General features: G+C 71.8%; 10 protein-coding genes. 8 read left to right on the top strand and 2 right to left on the bottom strand.

Going from position 1 to position 16570, the window contains the following annotated elements:
* Positions 1-24 precede the first annotated feature (24 nt).
* Together IH25_RS0123490 and IH25_RS0123485 are read left to right on the top strand one after the other, a co-directional pair.
* Positions 25-903, top strand: a complete 879-nt coding sequence (locus IH25_RS0123490; RefSeq protein WP_030613939.1) for a DUF72 domain-containing protein — start codon at positions 25-27, stop codon at positions 901-903.
* Between the two features lie 371 nt (positions 904-1274).
* The gene (locus IH25_RS0123485) at positions 1275-4268 is read left to right on the top strand and encodes a bifunctional [glutamine synthetase] adenylyltransferase/[glutamine synthetase]-adenylyl-L-tyrosine phosphorylase (protein ID WP_030613937.1); all 2994 of its coding nucleotides are present in this window, start codon (positions 1275-1277) and stop codon (positions 4266-4268) included.
* A gap of 69 nt (positions 4269-4337) precedes the next feature.
* Here IH25_RS0123485 and IH25_RS0123480 read toward each other — a convergent pair whose 3' ends face one another.
* A complete protein-coding gene (locus IH25_RS0123480) occupies positions 4338-5198 on the bottom strand; it encodes a phosphatase PAP2 family protein (RefSeq protein WP_209445358.1) in 861 nt (286 codons plus the stop codon).
* A gap of 143 nt (positions 5199-5341) precedes the next feature.
* The gene (locus IH25_RS0123475; protein ID WP_030613933.1) at positions 5342-6376 is read right to left on the bottom strand and encodes a LacI family DNA-binding transcriptional regulator; all 1035 of its coding nucleotides are present in this window, start codon (positions 6374-6376) and stop codon (positions 5342-5344) included.
* 343 nt (positions 6377-6719) lie between these two features.
* On the opposite strand from IH25_RS0123475, the gene IH25_RS0123470 reads away from it, so the two are divergent.
* From IH25_RS0123470 to IH25_RS0123445, 6 genes are all read left to right on the top strand, one after another.
* Positions 6720-7994 (top strand): extracellular solute-binding protein, encoded by a 1275-nt coding sequence (locus IH25_RS0123470; RefSeq protein WP_030613930.1) that lies wholly within the window; start codon positions 6720-6722, stop codon positions 7992-7994.
* Positions 7995-8097: 103 nt separating this feature from the next.
* Positions 8098-9102 carry a carbohydrate ABC transporter permease gene (locus IH25_RS0123465; RefSeq protein ID WP_030613928.1) on the top strand — a complete coding sequence of 335 codons (1005 nt, stop codon included), beginning with the start codon at positions 8098-8100 and terminating at the stop codon, positions 9100-9102.
* Between the two features lie 19 nt (positions 9103-9121).
* Positions 9122-10027, top strand: coding sequence for a sugar ABC transporter permease (locus IH25_RS0123460; protein WP_030613927.1), 906 nt, complete (start codon positions 9122-9124; stop codon positions 10025-10027).
* A gap of 119 nt (positions 10028-10146) precedes the next feature.
* The gene (locus IH25_RS0123455; RefSeq protein WP_030613924.1) at positions 10147-11859 is read left to right on the top strand and encodes a glycoside hydrolase family 13 protein; all 1713 of its coding nucleotides are present in this window, start codon (positions 10147-10149) and stop codon (positions 11857-11859) included.
* Positions 11860-12037: 178 nt separating this feature from the next.
* Positions 12038-13414: an alpha-amylase gene (locus IH25_RS0123450; protein ID WP_030613921.1), complete on the top strand. Its 1377-nt coding sequence runs from the start codon at positions 12038-12040 to the stop codon at positions 13412-13414.
* Positions 13415-13425: 11 nt separating this feature from the next.
* On the top strand, positions 13426-16570 hold a 3145-nt coding region (locus tag IH25_RS0123445; RefSeq protein WP_037655479.1), incomplete at its 3' end, for an alpha-amylase family glycosyl hydrolase.

The raw sequence follows: 16570 nt of genomic DNA, 5'->3' as shown, positions 1-16570 counted from the left end.
TGAACGCCGGGTACCCCCGCTCCCATGGCGGACATCCTCATCGGCACCTGCGGCTGGACCGACCCGAGCCTGCTCAAGAGCGGCTGGTACCCACCGGGCACCGGCACCCCCGAAAAACGCCTGCGCCACTACGCCACCCGCTTCCCCGTGGTGGAGGCGGACTCCCCGTACTACGCCCTGCCGTCCCCCCGCACCACCACCCACTGGGCGGAGCGCACACCCCCCGGCTTCCGCTTCGACGTCAAGGCGTTCTCCCTCCTCACCGGCCACCCCACCCGCCCCGCGGCCCTCCCCCCGGACCTGCGCAGCCACCCCAGGAACGAGGCCCTGCGCACGGAAGTCTGGACCCGCTACGCACAAGCAGTCGCCCCCCTGCTGCACTCCGGCCGCCTGGGCACGCTCCTCTTCCAGTACCCGGCCTCCCTCCACCCCGGCCCCGAGGCCGAGACCTTCATCCGCACCGCCCGCGAACGCGCCCACGACTGGCCGTTCGCCGTCGAGTTCCGCGACCCCGCCTGGTGGCACCCGGCCCACGCCCCCCGTACGAACGCCTTCCTCAAGGACCTCAACGCCACGGCGGTGGCCACGGACACCCCCGACCCCCGGTACCCCGTCCCCGTCACCACCGGCCTCACCATCGTCCGCTTCCACGGCCGCAGCCCCCACTGGCGCACCGGCACCAAGGAAGACCGCTTCCGCCACACCTATACCGAACAGGAACTCGAGGAGTGGCTCCCCCGCATCCACACCGCGGCGACGACCGCCACCGAAATCCACCTCCTCTTCAACAACTGCTGCGGAGACGCCTCCCCGAAGGCAGCCGCAACGATGCGAGAACTACTGACCAGGAGCGGAATCCCCCACCAGAGGACAGCGCCGGAAGAGACACGGACGGAGCCGTAGCGGAAGCGACCCGAGCCCGCGCCCGGCGGTGGGCCGATGACGGGTAGGGGCCACGAACCCGAGGCCGCACACGGCGGGAAGGGGACGTGGCGGGTTGTGTCCGCCCGCAGCGGCCGGCGAAAAGCCCGGCAACGCACGAGAAACAGGGCGCCGGCCCGAGGACGGACACTGCCCGCCGCGGCCCCGACGCACACACGGCAGTGGGCGCGACCGCAACCACGACGCACCCGCACAGGCCGCCGCAGGCATGAAGGCCACGCACCCGCAGACAACGAATCACCGCCACCCCCCGGCCCACGGCCGAAGCCCCCCACCCCCCGCCGGTTACGCTCTGGCCAGGACGCCGCACACACCACGAGGAGACCACGGACATGACGCCGGGGCGCAGAAGCAGCACCTTCACCCGTCTGCTCCGACACGGCTTCACCGACCCCTCCGCAGCCGAACGCCTCCTGGACGGCCCCGAACTGACCACCGTCCGCGACGACCCCGTCCTCCTCGAAGCCCTCGGCGCCACCGCCGACCCCGACCTCGCCCTGCACGGCCTGGTCCGCCTCCTGGAGGCCCAGCCCACCCCCACCGCCCACCGCGAACTGCTGGACACCCTCATCGCGGCCAAACCCCTCCGCGACCGCCTCCTCGGCATCCTCGGCGCCTCCACCGCCCTCGCCGACCACCTCACCCGCCACCCCACCGACTGGCACGCCCTGGTCACGTACGAACCGCACGACCTCCACCCGGGCGTCACGGAGTTCGAACGCGGCCTGGCCGAGGCCACCGACCCGGTCTCCCTCCGCGTCGCCTACCGCCGCTGCCTGCTCTCCATCGCCGCCCGCGACGTCTGCGGCACCACGGACGTCGCCGAGACCGCAGGCGAACTCGCCGACCTGGCCACCGCCGCCCTCCGCACGGCCCTGGCCCTCGCAGAGGACGCCGCCCCCGAGGACGCCGCCGCCTGCCGCCTCGCGGTGATCGCGATGGGCAAGTGCGGCGGCCACGAACTGAACTACGTCTCCGACGTCGACGTGATCTTCGTGGCGGAACCGGCGGAGGGCACCCCGGAACCCCAGGCACTGAGGTCCGCCACGAAACTCGCCTCCCACCTGATGCGGATCTGCTCGGAGACGACCGTGGAGGGCTCCATCTGGCCGGTGGACGCCAACCTCCGCCCCGAGGGCCGCAACGGCCCCCTCGTGCGCACCCTCAGCAGCCACGTCGCCTACTACCAACGCTGGGCCAAGACCTGGGAGTTCCAGGCCCTCCTCAAGGCCCGCCCGGTGGCCGGCGACCCGGCGCTCGGCCAGGCGTACCTGGACGCGCTGCACCCCCTCGTCTGGCAGGCGGCCGAACGGGACAACTTCGTGGCGGACGTGCAGAAGATGCGCCGCCGCGTCGTGGAGAACATCCCCGCCGCCGAGATCGACCGGGAGCTCAAGCTCGGCCCGGGCGGCCTGCGCGACGTGGAGTTCGCCGTGCAGCTCCTCCAGCTGGTGCACGGCCGCACCGACCCCGCCCTGCGCAGCGGCACCACCCTGGACGCCCTGCGGGCCCTGGCCGCGGGCGGCTACGTGGGCCGTGAGGACGCGGCCCGGCTGGACGAGGCGTACCGCTTCCTGCGCTCCATGGAGCACCGCATCCAGCTGTACCGCCTGCGCCGCACCCACCTCGTCCCGGAGGCGGAGGCCGACCTGCGCCGCCTCGGCCGCTCGCTGGGCCTGCGCACCGACCCGGTGGCCGGGCTGACCCGCGAGTGGAAGCGGCACAGCACGGTCGTACGCCGCCTGCACGAGAAGCTGTTCTACCGCCCGCTGCTCGACGCGGTCGCCCAACTCGCGCCGGGTGAAGCGAGGTTGAGCGCGGAGGCGGCCCGGGAACGCCTCATCGCCCTCGGCTACGCCGACCCGGCCGCCGCCCTGCGCCACCTGGAGGCCCTGGCCTCCGGCGTGACCCGCAAGGCGGCCATCCAGCGCACCCTGCTGCCCGTGCTGCTCGGCTGGTTCGCCGACTCCGCCGACCCGGACGCCGGCCTGCTGAACTTCCGCAAGGTCTCCGACGCGCTCGGCAAGACCCCCTGGTACCTGCGGCTGCTGCGCGACGAGGGCGCCGCGGCGGAGAACCTGGCCCGTGTGCTGTCGGCGGGCCGCCTCGCCCCCGACCTGCTGATGCGCGCCCCGGAGGCGGTGGCCCTGCTCGGCGACGGCGACGGCGGCGGCCTCGCCCCCCGGCAGCACGCCGCGCTGGAGCAGGAGATCCTGGCGGCCGTGGGCCGCGCCGAGAACGCCGCACAGGGCGTCACGGCGGCCCGTGGCGTCCGCCGCCGCGAGCTGTTCCGCACCGCCGCCGCCGACATCGTCGGCTCCTACGGCACCGAGACCAGCCCCGCCGAGGCGGACCAGGGCGCCCTGGTGGACCGGGTCGGCGCGGCCGTCTCCGACCTCACCAAGGCCACCCTGGCCGGCACCCTGCGCGCGGTCGTCCGGGAGGGCTGGGGCGACACCCTGCCCACCCGGTTCGCGGTCATCGGCATGGGCCGCTTCGGCGGGCACGAGCTGGGCTACGGCTCCGACGCCGACGTATTGTTCGTGCACGAGCCGAGGGAGGGCGTGGCCGAGCAGGAGGCGTCGGCCGCCGCCAACCGGGTCGTCGCCGAGATGCGCCGGCTGCTCCAGCTGCCCAGCGCCGACCCGCCGCTGCTCATCGACGCCGACCTGCGCCCGGAGGGCAAGTCGGGGCCGCTGGTGCGCACCCTGAAGTCGTACGAGGCGTACTACCGCCGCTGGTCCCTGGTCTGGGAGTCACAGGCGCTGCTGCGGGCCGAGCCGGTGGCCGGCGACCCCGATCTGGGCCGGCGCTTCGTCGAGCTGATCGACCCGCTGCGCTACCCGGCCAAGGGCCTCACCGAGGACGCGGTGCGCGAGATCCGCCGGCTCAAGGCGCGGATGGAGTCCGAGCGGCTGCCGCGCGGCGCCGACCCCAAGCTGCACACCAAGCTGGGCCCCGGCGGCCTGTCCGACGTGGAGTGGACGGTCCAGCTGCTCCAGCTCCGCCACGCCCACCACGAGCCGGGCCTGCGCACCACCCGCACCCGCGAGGCGCTGGCCGCCGCCCGCGCGGCCGGGCTGCTGTCCGCCGAGGACGCGGAGATCCTGGACGAGGCGTGGGTGCTGGCGAGCCGGGTGCGCAACGCGGTGATGCTGGTGCGCGGCCGGGCCGGGGACACCTTCCCCACCGAGCCGCGCGAGCTGGCGGCGGTGGGCCGCTACCTCGGCTACGGCGCCGGCCACGCCGGAGACATGCTGGACGCCTACCGCCGCACCGCCCGCCGGGCCCGCACGGTCGTGGACGAGCTGTTCTACGGGGACTGACGGCAGACCGCCGCCCCCACGGGCCGGCAGACCACAGCCCCCACCCGCCGACAGACCGCGGCCCCCGGGCTACAAGGACGGCGCCGACCCCCACGCCCGCCCCGCGGGCCGGGGGACCAGCCGGGGCAGCGCGTACGGCGGGCTGCCGTAGCAGACGCGGGCCGCCGCGAAGCCGAAGGCGAGGCAGAGCACCCCGCCCACCGCGTCCAGCCAGAAGTGGTTGGCCGTGGCGACGATCACCACGAGCGTGACCGCCGGATACAGCAGCCCCAGCACCCGCGCCCACGGCACCGACGCCAGCGCGTACACCGTCAGCCCGCACCACAGCGACCAGCCGATGTGCATCGAGGGCATCGCCGCGTACTGGTTGGACATGTGCTTGAGGTCGCCGGAGGCCATCGAACCCCAGGTGTGGTGCACCATCACGGTGTCCACGAAGTGCCCGCCGCGCATCAACCGAGGGGGTGCGAGCGGGAACAGGTAGTAACCGAGCAGGGCCACACCGGTGGTCGCGAACAGCACCAGCCGGGTCGCCGCGTACCGGCCGGGATGCCACCGGTACAGCCACACCAGCACCCCGAGCGTGATGACGAAGTGCAGTGTCGCGTAGTAGTAGTTCATCCCGATGATGAGCCAAGACACCGAGTTGGCGGCGTGGTTGACCGTCTGCTCCACGCCGACGCCGATCGCGTGCTCGAACCGCCAGATCCAGTCCGCGTTGCGCAGCGCGGCGGCCCGCTGCTCCGGAACGGCGTTGCGTACCAGCGAGTACGTCCAGTAACTCACCGCGACCAGAAGGATCTCGAACCACAGCCGGGGCCGGCGCGGGCGCGGCCGCCGCGGCCGACCCGGCCTGTTCTCGCCCGTGACGGCCCGCGGAGCGGCCACCTCCTCGCGACCGTCCGGCTCTGTCACGGTCGAGTCACTCATGGTCACAGAGTCTGCCAGAAAAGGTTGTTTCCCCGGCCGATCATCCCAAGCCCGGCTCCGCCGCGCACCTTCTGGGCCGGACGCGGGCCCCGCGACCCGGGCGCGCGAACCGTGCGGCCAGGGCGCGCACGGGTCCCGCGGCCCTACGTCGCGCGCGAACCGTGCGGAGCCGAGGCGGTCGAGCCGCGCACCACCAGCTCCGGCATGAACACGAACTCGCTGTGCGGCGCCGGGGTGCCGCCGATCTCCTCCAGCAGCGTGCGCACCGCCGCCTGCCCCATCGCCGGGACCGGCTTGCGGACCGTGGTCAGCGGCGGGTCGGTGAAGGCGATCAGCGGGGAGTCGTCGAAGCCGACCACCGACACGTCCCGGGGCACCTCCAGCCCCCGCTGCCGGGCCGTGCGTATCGCGCCCAGCGCCATCATGTCGCTGGCGCACACCACCGCCGTACAGCCCCGCTCGATGAGCGCCGCCGCCGCGGCCTGGCCGCCCTCCAGTGTGTACAGCGAGTGCTGGATCAGCTCGCTCTCCACGGTCTGCGCGGGAAGCCCCAGCTGGTCCTGTACGGCCCGCACGAAGCCCTCGATCTTGCGCTGCACCGGCACGAACCGCTTGGGCCCGAGGGCGAGCCCGATCCGGGTGTGCCCGAGGGACACCAGGTGCGTCACCGCGAGCGTCATCGCCGCCCGGTCGTCGGGGGAGATGAACGGCGCCTGCACCCGCGGCGAGAAGCCGTCCACCAGCACGAACGGCACGCCCTGCGCCCGTAGCCGCTCATAGCGCTGCATGTCGGCGGTGGTGTCGGCGTGCAGCCCGGAGACGTAGATGATCCCGGCGACCCCGCGGTCCACCAGCATCTCGGTCAGCTCGTCCTCGGTCGACCCGCCGGGGGTCTGCGTGGCGAGCACCGGGGTGTAGCCCTGGCGGGTCAGCGCCTGACCGATGACCTGCGCCAGGGCCGGGAATATAGGGTTCTCCAGCTCGGGCGTGATCAGCCCGACCAGGCCCTCGCTGCGCTGCCGCAGCCGTACCGGTCGCTCGTAGCCCAGGACGTCCAGGGCGGCGAGCACGGACTGGCGGGTGGTGGCGGCGACGCCCGGTTTTCCGTTGAGGACCCGGCTGACGGTCGCTTCGCTCACCCCCGCCTGCGCAGCGATGTCGGCAAGCCGTGTGGTCACGCCACTGGACTGTACCGGTCGGCCCCGCCCTTGCACACCGGCCGGACGCCGGGCGCGGACGGCCGGAGGCCCCGCAGTGGGTTGCTGCCTCATCGCGGCTCCCTCGAATCATGGTGGCAAGAGCTTGCAGAGTCTTGCACAAGTGTCCATCGGCCGCCGAACGGTTACGACCGGGTAACCATCGTGTTCCCTTGCACTTTTTTTCTGCAAGGTCTTTCGCGGCGCTTACATCGCTGTTACGTTCCCTGTCGCCCGGCCGCGGCAACGGCGCAGTCGGCAAGTCGCAAGGGGCGGACGGCACCGCCCCCTGTACCACTCGGGCTTCAACCCTCAAGGAGAACTCATGCGGCGTGGCATAGCGGCCTCCGCGCTGGTGGCGTCCCTCGCCCTGACGGCGACGGCGTGCGGCGGGAGCGACGGCGACAGCGGGAAGTCGGACGGCCCGGTCACGATCACCTGGTGGGACACCTCCAACGCCACCAACGAGGCCCCGACGTACCGGGCCCTGGTGGAGCAGTTCGAGGCCGCGCACAAGGACATCAAGGTCAAGTACGTCAACGTGCCCTTCGACCAGGCGCAGAACAAGTTCGACACCGCGGCCGGCGCCACCGGTGCCCCGGACGTGCTGCGCTCCGAGGTCGGCTGGACCCCGGCCTTCGCCAAGAAGGGCTTCTTCCTGCCGCTGGACGGCACCGAGGCCCTCGCCGACCAGGCCAAGTTCCAGCCGAGCCTGATCAAGCAGGCCCAGTACGAGGGCAAGACCTACGGTGTGCCGCTGGTCACCGACACCCTCGCGCTGGTCTACAACAAGGCCCTGTTCGAGAAGGCCGGCATCACCGAGGCCCCGGGGACCTGGGACGAGCTGAAGGCCGCCGCCGCGAAGATCAAGGACAAGACGGGGGCCGACGGCTACTGGGGCTCCGCCCAGGCCTACTACGCCCAGCCCTTCCTCTACGGCGAGGGCACCGACACCGTCGACGCCGCCGCCAAGAAGATCACCGTGAACTCGCCGGCCGCGCAGAAGGGCTACGGCACCTGGCAGAGCCTGTTCTCCGGCAAGGGCCTGCACAAGGCCGACGCCACCGCCGACGCCTACGCCCACATCCAGGACGCGTTCGTCAACGGCAAGGTCGCCGCGATCATCCAGGGCCCCTGGGAGATCACGAACTTCTACAAGGGCAGCGCCTTCAAGGACAAGAAGAACCTGGGCATCGCCACCGTCCCGGCCGGCTCCACCGGCAAGGCGGGCGCCCCGACCGGCGGCCACAACCTGTCGGTCTACGCCGGCTCGGACAAGGCCCACCAGGAGGCGGCCCTGAAGTTCGTGAACTTCATGACCTCCGCCCAGGCGCAGGAGACCGTCGCCGTGAAGAACTCCACCCTGCCCACCCGCTCCGACGCCTACACCGCGAAGGTCAAGGCCGACCCGGGCATCGCCGGCTACCAGGGTGTCCTGGCCGCCGCCCAGCCCCGCCCGGCCCTGCCCGAGTACAGCTCCCTGTGGGTCCCGCTCGACACCGAGCTGGCCAAGGTCGCCGGCGGCAAGGAGTCGCTGGACAAGGGCCTGGACAACGCCGAGCTGGCCATCTCCAAGCTGGTGGACGGCTTCGGCAAGTGAGCCCGGGTGGCCGCCGGCCGCCCCCGCCGCACGCGGGGGAGGAGGCCGGCGGCCACCGCCCCGCACCCAGCCCGTCCTCCTGATCCTTTGAAGGTGTCGAACCATGACAGTCGCCATCGACCGCGCCACCGGCAAGCGCCGCGGTGACCGCGCGCCTCGTCCCGGGCTGGGGCAGCGCGTCAAGAACGGCTTCCAGAAGTACTGGTACGCCTACGCGATGATCGCCCCGGTGGTCATCGTGCTCGGCGTCCTCGTCGGCTATCCGCTGGCGCGGGGCTTCTACCTCACCCTGACCGACGCCAACAGCCTCAACTCGGCGCGGACGATCGGCGTCAACCACATCGACGCCACCTACGAGTTCATCGGCCTGGACAACTACCAGGACATCCTGTTCGGCCCGACGGCCTACGACCGGTTCTGGTCGCACTTCCTGTGGACCGTGTTCTGGACGGCCGCCTGCGTCGCCCTGCACTACACCCTCGGGCTCGGCCTCGCCCTCATGCTGCACCAGAAGCTGCGCGGCCGCACCGTCTACCGGCTGCTGCTCGTCCTGCCCTGGGCGGTGCCGACCTTCGTCACCGTCTTCTCCTGGCGGATCATGCTCGCCGACTCCGGCGCGCTCAACCAGCTCCTCGGCGCCCTCCACCTGCCCCAGCCGGCGTGGCTGGAGGACACCTTCTGGCAGCGGTTCGCCGCGATCATGGTGAACACCTGGTGCGGTGTGCCGTTCATGATGCTCTCGCTGCTCGGCGGGCTGCAGTCCATCGACTCCACGCTCTACGAGGCCGCCGAGATGGACGGCGCGAGCGCCTGGCAGCGCTTCCGCCACGTCACCCTGCCCGGGCTGCGCGCGGTCAGCTCCACCGTGGTCCTGCTCGGCGTCATCTGGACCTTCAACCAGTTCGTGATCATCTTCCTGCTGTTCGGCAAGAACTCCGCCCCGGACGCCCAGATCCTCGTCACCTGGGCCTACCAGCTGGGCTTCGGCCAGCAGCCGCGCGACTTCGCCCAGTCCGCCGCCTACGGCGTGCTGCTGCTGTCGATCCTCACCGTCTTCACCTCCTTCTACTTCCGCTGGCTGAAGCGCAATGACCAGCTCGCCGTCTGACGCCGCAGGAGCCGCCGCCATGAGCACCACGACCCTGGACACCACGAAGACCGCGCCGGCCCCCGCCGCCGTACCCGCCCGCCGCACCCGCCGGCGCGGCGAGCGCGGACCGCTCGGCACCGCCCTGCTGCACGGCGGCCTCGTCCTGGCGAGCCTGATCGCGCTCGCCCCGGTGGCCTGGCTGTGCTACCTGTCCCTCGGCCCGGACAAGGACGACTACCTCCACCCGGGCGGCATCGCGGGCAAGCTGACCTTCTCCAACTACGGCTTCGTGCTCCAGCACACCGGCTTCCTCGACTGGTTCAAGTCGACGCTGATCGTGGCCCTCGGCACCACCGTGGTCGGTGTCCTCGTCGCCGCCACCACCGGCTACGCCGTCTCCCGGATGCGCTTTCCCGGCTACAAGCCGCTGATGTGGGTCCTGCTGCTCACCCAGGCCTTCCCGATCGCCATCCTGATCGTGCCGATGTACGAGATCTTCAGCGAGCTCGGCCTCATCGACACCTACTGGGCGCTGATCGCCATCAACTGCTCCACCGCCGTGCCGTACAGCGCCTGGCTGCTCAAGGGGTACTTCGACACCATCCCGTTCGAGATCGACGAGGCCGGGCGGGTGGACGGGCTCACCCCCTTCGGCACCTTCTTCCGGCTGATCCTGCCGCTGGCCCGCCCGGGCCTGGCCGTCGCCGCGTTCTACACCTTCATCACCGCCGTCGGCGAGGTCGCCTTCGCGACGACCTTCCTGCTGGACGACTCCAAGTACACCTTCGCCGTCGGCCTGCAGACCTTCGTCAGTGAGCACGACGCCCAGTGGAACTACATGGCCGCCACCGCGGTGCTGATCGCGATACCGGTGACGGTGTTCTTCTACCTCGTGCAGAAGAACCTGGTCACCGGCCTCACCGCCGGCGGCACCAAGGGCTGACGCCCCACCAGGCCAGGCGGGCCGCGGTGGCCCATCCGACCCCGCTGCCACCGCGGCCCGCCTCGCACCCGGCCACCCGAAGACCGACCGTCATGACCCAGTTACGTATCAAGGACGCCATGAGCCAGCAGCACTCCGCCGCACCGGCCCGCCACTTCGCCACCGTCTCCGTCGCCGACCGCCGCGACTGGTGGCGGGACGCGGTCATCTACCAGGTCTATCCGCGCAGTTTCGCCGACAGCAACGGCGACGGCATGGGCGACCTGGAGGGCGTACGCTCCCGCCTGCCGTATCTGCGCGATCTCGGCGTGGACGCGGTGTGGCTCAGCCCCTTCTACGCCTCCCCGCAGGCCGACGCCGGCTACGACGTCGCCGACTACCGTGCCGTCGACCCGATGTTCGGCTCCCTGCTGGACGCCGACGCGCTGATCCGCGACGCCCACGCGCTGGGCCTGCGCATCATCGTGGACCTGGTCCCCAACCACTCCTCCGACCGGCACGAGTGGTTCAAGCGCGCCCTCGCCGAGGGCCCCGGATCCCCGCTGCGCGAGCGCTACCACTTCCGCCCCGGCAAGGGGGAGAACGGCGAACTGCCGCCCAACGACTGGGAGTCCATCTTCGGCGGCCCGGCCTGGACCCGGGTGACCGAGCCGGACGGCACCCCCGGCGAGTGGTACCTGCACCTGTTCGCCCCCGAGCAGCCCGACTTCAACTGGGACCACCCGGCCGTCGGCGACGAGTTCCGCTCGATCCTGCGCTTCTGGCTGGACATGGGCGTGGACGGCTTCCGCATCGACGTCGCCCACGGCCTGGTCAAGGCGGAGGGCCTGCCCGACCTCGGCGCCCACGACCAGGTCAAGCTGCTGGGCAACGACGTCATGCCGTTCTTCGACCAGGACGGCGTGCACGCCATCTACCGCCAGTGGCGCCGCATCCTCGACGAGTACGCCCCCAAGCACTCCGTGCAGGGGGGACCCCCAGACCGCATCTTCGTCGCCGAGGCGTGGACCCCGACCGTAGAGCGCACCGCGAACTACGTCCGCCCCGACGAACTCCACCAGGCGTTCAACTTCCAGTACCTGGGGACGGCCTGGGACGCGAAGGAACTGCGGACGGTCATCGACCGCACCCTGGACGCGATGCGCCCCGTCGGCGCCCCCGCCACCTGGGTGCTGTCCAACCACGACGTCACCCGGCATGCCACCCGCTTCGCCAACCCGCCCGGCCTCGGCACCCAGATCCGCACGGCCGGCGACCGCGAGCTGGGCCTGCGCCGCGCCCGCGCCGCCACCCTGCTGATGCTCGCCCTGCCCGGCTCGGCCTACGTCTACCAGGGCGAGGAACTGGGCCTCCCGGACGTGGTGGACCTGCCCGACGAGGTGCGCCAGGACCCGGCGTACTTCCGGGGCGCGGGCCAGGACGGCTTCCGTGACGGCTGCCGGGTGCCGATCCCGTGGACCCGTACGGGCTCCTCCTACGGCTTCGGTGACGGCGGCAGCTGGCTGCCCCAGCCGCCGGTCTGGGCCGAGCTGAGCGTGGAGGCGCAGACCGGTGTCCCCGGCTCCACGCTGGAGCTGTACCGGGCGGCGCTGCGGGTCCGCCGGGAGCGGCCGGACCTGGGCGCGGGCGAGTCGGTGGAGTGGCTGCGCGCGCCGGAGGGCGTCCTGGCCTTCCGCCGGGGCGACTTCGTGTGCGTGGCCAACACCACCGGCGAGTCCGTGACGATCCCGTCCTACGGCCGGGTCCTGCTCACCAGCGGCGAGGTCACCGAGGCGGACGGCGAGGCGAAGGTGCCCGCCGACACCACCGTCTGGTGGACCGCGGAGCGCTGACCCCCGCACCGGCGGGGCACCCTGACGCCCCGTCCGGGAACGTCCCGCATCACCTTCCTGACGGCCCGCTGCCTTTCGGGCGGCGGGCCGTTACCCTCTGCGTCACCGCAAGCCTGCTGCAAAGTTTCAGCAAACCGCTTCAGCGGACCCCACTGCCTTCACCGTCGAAGGACCCCACATGGCACGCAGCGCACTCCCCACGGCGGTCGCCCTCACCGCCGCCGCCTTGATCGGCATGACCCCGACCACCGCCGAGGCCGCGCCGCCCGGCACCAAGGACGTCACCGCCGTCCTCTTCGAGTGGAACTACGCCTCCGTGGCCAGGGAATGCACCACCGCCCTCGGACCCGCCGGCTACGGACACGTCCAGGTCTCCCCGCCCGCCGAGCACATCCAGGGCGCCCAGTGGTGGACGTCGTACCAGCCGGTGTCGTACCGGATCGCCGGCCGGCTCGGCGACCGCACCGCGTTCAAGAACATGGTGGACACCTGCCACGCGGCCGGGGTGAAGGTCGTCGCCGACGCCGTCGTCAACCACATGTCGGCCGGCTCGGGCACCGGCACGGGCGGCTCGTCGTACACCAAGTACGCCTACCCGGGCCTGTACTCGTCCTACGACTTCGACGACTGCACCGCCCAGATCTCCCATTACTCCGACCGCTGGAACGTCCAGCACTGCGAACTCGTCGGCCTGGCCGACCTGGACACCGGCGAGGAGTACGTCCGCAAGACGATCGCCGGCTATCTGAACGACCTGCTGAGCCTGGGCGTGGACGGCTTCCGGATCGACGCGGCCAAGCACATACCGGCCGCGGACCTGGCGGACGTCAAGAGCCGTCTGACCAATCCGTCGGTCTACTGGAAGCAGGAGGTCGTCTACGGCGCGGGCGAGGCCGTCCAGCCCGCCGAGTACACCGGCAACGGAGACGTCCAGGAGTTCCGCTACGCCTACGACCTCAAGCGGGTCTTCACCGCCGAGAAGCTGGCGTACCTGAAGAACTACGGCGAGGGCTGGGGTTACTTGAGCGGCTCGGTCGCGGGCGTCTTCGTGGACAACCACGACACCGAGCGCAACGGCAGCACGCTCAATTACAAGAGCGGCGCGAGCTACACGCTGGCCAACGTCTTCATGCTGGCCTGGCCGTACGGCGCCCCCGACGTCAACTCCGGCTACGAGTGGTCGGACGCCGACGCCGGCCCGCCGAGCGGCGGCCAGGTGGACGCCTGCTGGCAGAACGGCTGGAAGTGCCAGCACGCCTGGCCGCAGATCGAGTCCATGGTCGCCTTCCGCAACGCGACCCGCGGCCAGGCGGTCACGAACTGGTGGGACAACGGCGGCAACCGGATCGCCTTCGGCCGGGGCACCAAGGGGTACGTGGCCGTCAACCACGAGCCGGGGAGCATAACGCGCACCTACCAGACCTCCCTGCCCGCCGGGACGTACTGCGACGTCCAGAGCAACACCCCGGTGACCGTGGACGCCGGTGGCCGGTTCACCGCGACCCTGGCCGCCGACACCGCCCTGGCGCTCTACGCCGGCAAGCCGAACTGCTGAGGAGTGACCCAGTGATACCAAGACGGCAGGCGCCGCGCAGGCGCCGCGCGAGAGCGGCGGCCGTCACCGCCGCGGCCCTCGCCGCCACCCTGCTCCCGCCCCTGGCCGCCCGCGCGGCCGGCCCGCCCGCGCCCCCCTCGGACGCCGTGCTCGCCGCCGTACCGGCCCGGCACGACGACACCCGCGAGCAGTTCTACTTCGTCCTGCCGGACCGTTTCGCCAACGGCGACCCGTCCAACGACCGCGGCGGCCTGACCGGCTCCCGCCTCAGCACCGGCTACGACCCCGCCGACAAGGGCTTCTACCAGGGCGGCGACCTCAAGGGCCTGACCGGGAAGCTGGACTACGTCAAGGGCCTCGGCACCACGGCCATCTGGCTGGCTCCGATCTTCAAGAACCGCCCCGTGCAGGGCACCGGTGAGAACGCCTCGGCCGGCTACCACGGGTACTGGATCACCGACTTCACCCAGGTCGACCCCCACTTCGGCACCAACCAGGACCTGAAGGACCTCATCTCCAAGGCCCACGCCAAGGGCATGAAGGTCTTCTTCGACGTCATCACCAACCACACCGCCGATGTCGTCGACTACGACGAGAAGTCCTACGACTACCTCTCCAAGGGCGCCTTCCCCTACCTGACCAAGGACGGCCGGCCCTTCGACGACGCCGACTACGCCGACGGCACGAAGCGGTTCCCGCCCGTCGGCACCGGCTCCTTCCCGTACACCCCCAGGACGACCGGCCAGACCAAGGTCCCGGCCTGGCTCAACGACCCGGCGATGTACCACAACCGGGGCGACTCGACCTACGCCGGCGAGTCCACCACCTACGGCGACTTCTCCGGCCTGGACGACCTGTGGACCGAGCGCCCCGAGGTCGTCCACGGCATGGAGCGGATCTACCAGCGCTGGGTGCGGGACTTCGCCGTCGACGGCTTCCGGATCGACACCGTCAAGCACGTGAACATGGAGTTCTGGACCCAGTGGGCCACCGCCCTGGACCGCTACGCGGCCGAGCGCGGCCGGAAGAACTTCTTCATGTTCGGCGAGGTCTACTCCGCCGACCCCTCCGTCACCGCCCCCTACGTCACCCGGGGCCGGCTCGACGCCACCCTCGACTTCCCCTTCCAGGACGCGGCCCGCGCCTACGCCTCCCAGGGCGGCAGCGCCCGGAAGCTGGCGGCCGTCTTCGGCGCCGACTACAAGTACACGACCGACAAGGCCAACGCCTACGAACAGGTCACCTTCCTCGGCAACCACGACATGGGCCGCATCGGGACCTTCCTGAAGCAGGACAACCCGAACGCGACCGACGCCGAGATCCTCGCCAAGGACCGGCTCGCCAACGAGCTGATGTTCCTCAGCCGGGGCAACCCCGTCGTCTACTACGGCGACGAGCAGGGCTTCACCGGCTCCGGCGGCGACAAGGACGCCCGCCAGACCATGTTCGCCTCCAAGGTCGCCGACTACCTGGACGACGACGAGATCGGCACCGACCGCACCCACGCGAGCGCCGCCTACGACACCAGCGCCCCGCTGTACCGGCAGATCGCGGACCTGGCCCGGCTCCGCAAGGCCCATCCGGCCCTCACGGACGGCGTGCAGACCGAGCGGTACGCGGCCGACGGCCCCGGGATCTACGCCTTCACCCGCACCGACGCCGCGTCCGGCCAGGAGTACGTCGTCGCCTTCAACAACGCCGGGTCGGAGCGGACGGCGACCTTCGCGACCGGGTCGGCGGACATGACGTACCGAGGGATCCACGGCGCCGGCGGCTCGGTGCGGTCCGACGGCGACCGGAAGCTCACCGTCACCGTCCCGGCCGGGTCCGCCGTCGTCTACGAGGCGACCGGGAAGCCCGCCGCCCCCGCCACCGCACCGTCCCTCACCCTGACGGCCCCCGCCCCCGGCGCCACCGGCACCGTGGAGCCGAGCGCGGACGTCACCGGCGGACAGCTCGCCCGGGTCGTCTTCGCCGCCCAGGTGGGCGACGGGCCGTGGCAGACGCTCGGCTCCGCCGACCACGCCCCCTACAAGGTCACCCAGACCCTCGGCGCCGACGTGCCCGCCGGGACCCCCCTGCGCTACAAGGCCGTCGTCGTGGACGCGGCCGGGCACACCGCGAGCGCCACGGCCGCGAGCACCAGCGGCACCCCGCCCGCGCCCGAGGTCCCCAGGGCCTCCTCCCGGGACTACGCGATCGTCCACTACAAGCGCGCCGACGGCGACTACGCCGACTGGGGCCTGTACGCCTGGGGCGACCTGGCCGACGGCGAGGCCACCACCTGGCCGGCCGGCCACCCCTTCACCGGCCGGGACGCCTACGGCGCCTTCGCCTACGTCAAGCTCGAGCCGGGCGCCTCGAACGTCGGCTTCCTGGTTGTCGACAAGGACGGGAACAAGGACGTGTCCGCCGACCGGTCCATCGACGTCACCCGCACCGGCGAGGTGTGGATCGAGCAGGGCAAGGCCGACGTACGCACCGAGCGGCCGGAGTACCCCGCCCAGGACACCACCAAGGCCGTCCTGCACTACCACCGCGCCGACGGGGACTACGACGGCTGGGGCCTGCACGTCTGGACGGGCGCCGCGCACCCCACCGACTGGTCGCAGCCGCTGAAGCCGGTGAAGACTGATGCCTATGGCGCGGTCTTCGAGGTGCCCCTCACCGAGGGTGCCACCCACCTCGGCTACATCATCCACAAGGGCGACGAGAAGGAACTCCCGACCGACCGGGACCTGGACCTCAAGGCCGACGGCCACGAGGTGTGGCTGGTGAACGGCCAGGAGAAGCACCTGCTGCCGCAGCCGGCCGGCACCGCCGCCGCCCTCGACCTCACCACCTCCAAGGCGGTCTGGATCGACCGGGACACCGTCGCCTGGAACGGCGTGGCGGGCGCCGCCTCCACCCAGCTGCTGTACTCCCGCGACGGCTCCCTGACCGTCCGGGACGGGACCCTGAGCAGCGACGACGAGCGCTGGATCAGGCTGGAGAAGACGGCCCTGACCGACGCGCAGAAGGCGAGGTTCCCGCACCTGAAGGACTACACCGCGTGGTCCGTCGATCCGCGTGACCGGGACCGGGTGCGTGAAGCGGTCAAGGGGCAGCTGGTCGTCTCCCAGCGGGCGGCGAACGGTGCCGTGCTGGCCGCGACCG

The sequence above is a fragment of the Streptomyces achromogenes subsp. achromogenes genome (assembly GCF_000720835.1).
GTDB lineage: Bacteria > Actinomycetota > Actinomycetes > Streptomycetales > Streptomycetaceae > Streptomyces > Streptomyces achromogenes.
This window is presented reverse-complemented; position numbering and strand designations above follow the sequence as displayed.

Bases quoted from the DNA above. Each gene is read 5' to 3' on its own strand.
- IH25_RS0123490 (WP_030613939.1), top strand. From the start codon at position 25: ATGGCGGACATCCTCATCGGCACCTGCGGCTGGACCGACCCGAGCCTG.
- IH25_RS0123485 (WP_030613937.1), top strand. From the start codon at position 1,275: ATGACGCCGGGGCGCAGAAGCAGCACCTTCACCCGTCTGCTCCGACAC.
- IH25_RS0123480 (WP_209445358.1), bottom strand. From the start codon at position 5,198: ATGAGTGACTCGACCGTGACAGAGCCGGACGGTCGCGAGGAGGTGGCC.
- IH25_RS0123470 (WP_030613930.1), top strand. From the start codon at position 6,720: ATGCGGCGTGGCATAGCGGCCTCCGCGCTGGTGGCGTCCCTCGCCCTG.
- IH25_RS0123465 (WP_030613928.1), top strand. From the start codon at position 8,098: ATGACAGTCGCCATCGACCGCGCCACCGGCAAGCGCCGCGGTGACCGC.
- IH25_RS0123460 (WP_030613927.1), top strand. From the start codon at position 9,122: ATGAGCACCACGACCCTGGACACCACGAAGACCGCGCCGGCCCCCGCC.
- IH25_RS0123455 (WP_030613924.1), top strand. From the start codon at position 10,147: ATGAGCCAGCAGCACTCCGCCGCACCGGCCCGCCACTTCGCCACCGTC.
- IH25_RS0123450 (WP_030613921.1), top strand. From the start codon at position 12,038: ATGGCACGCAGCGCACTCCCCACGGCGGTCGCCCTCACCGCCGCCGCC.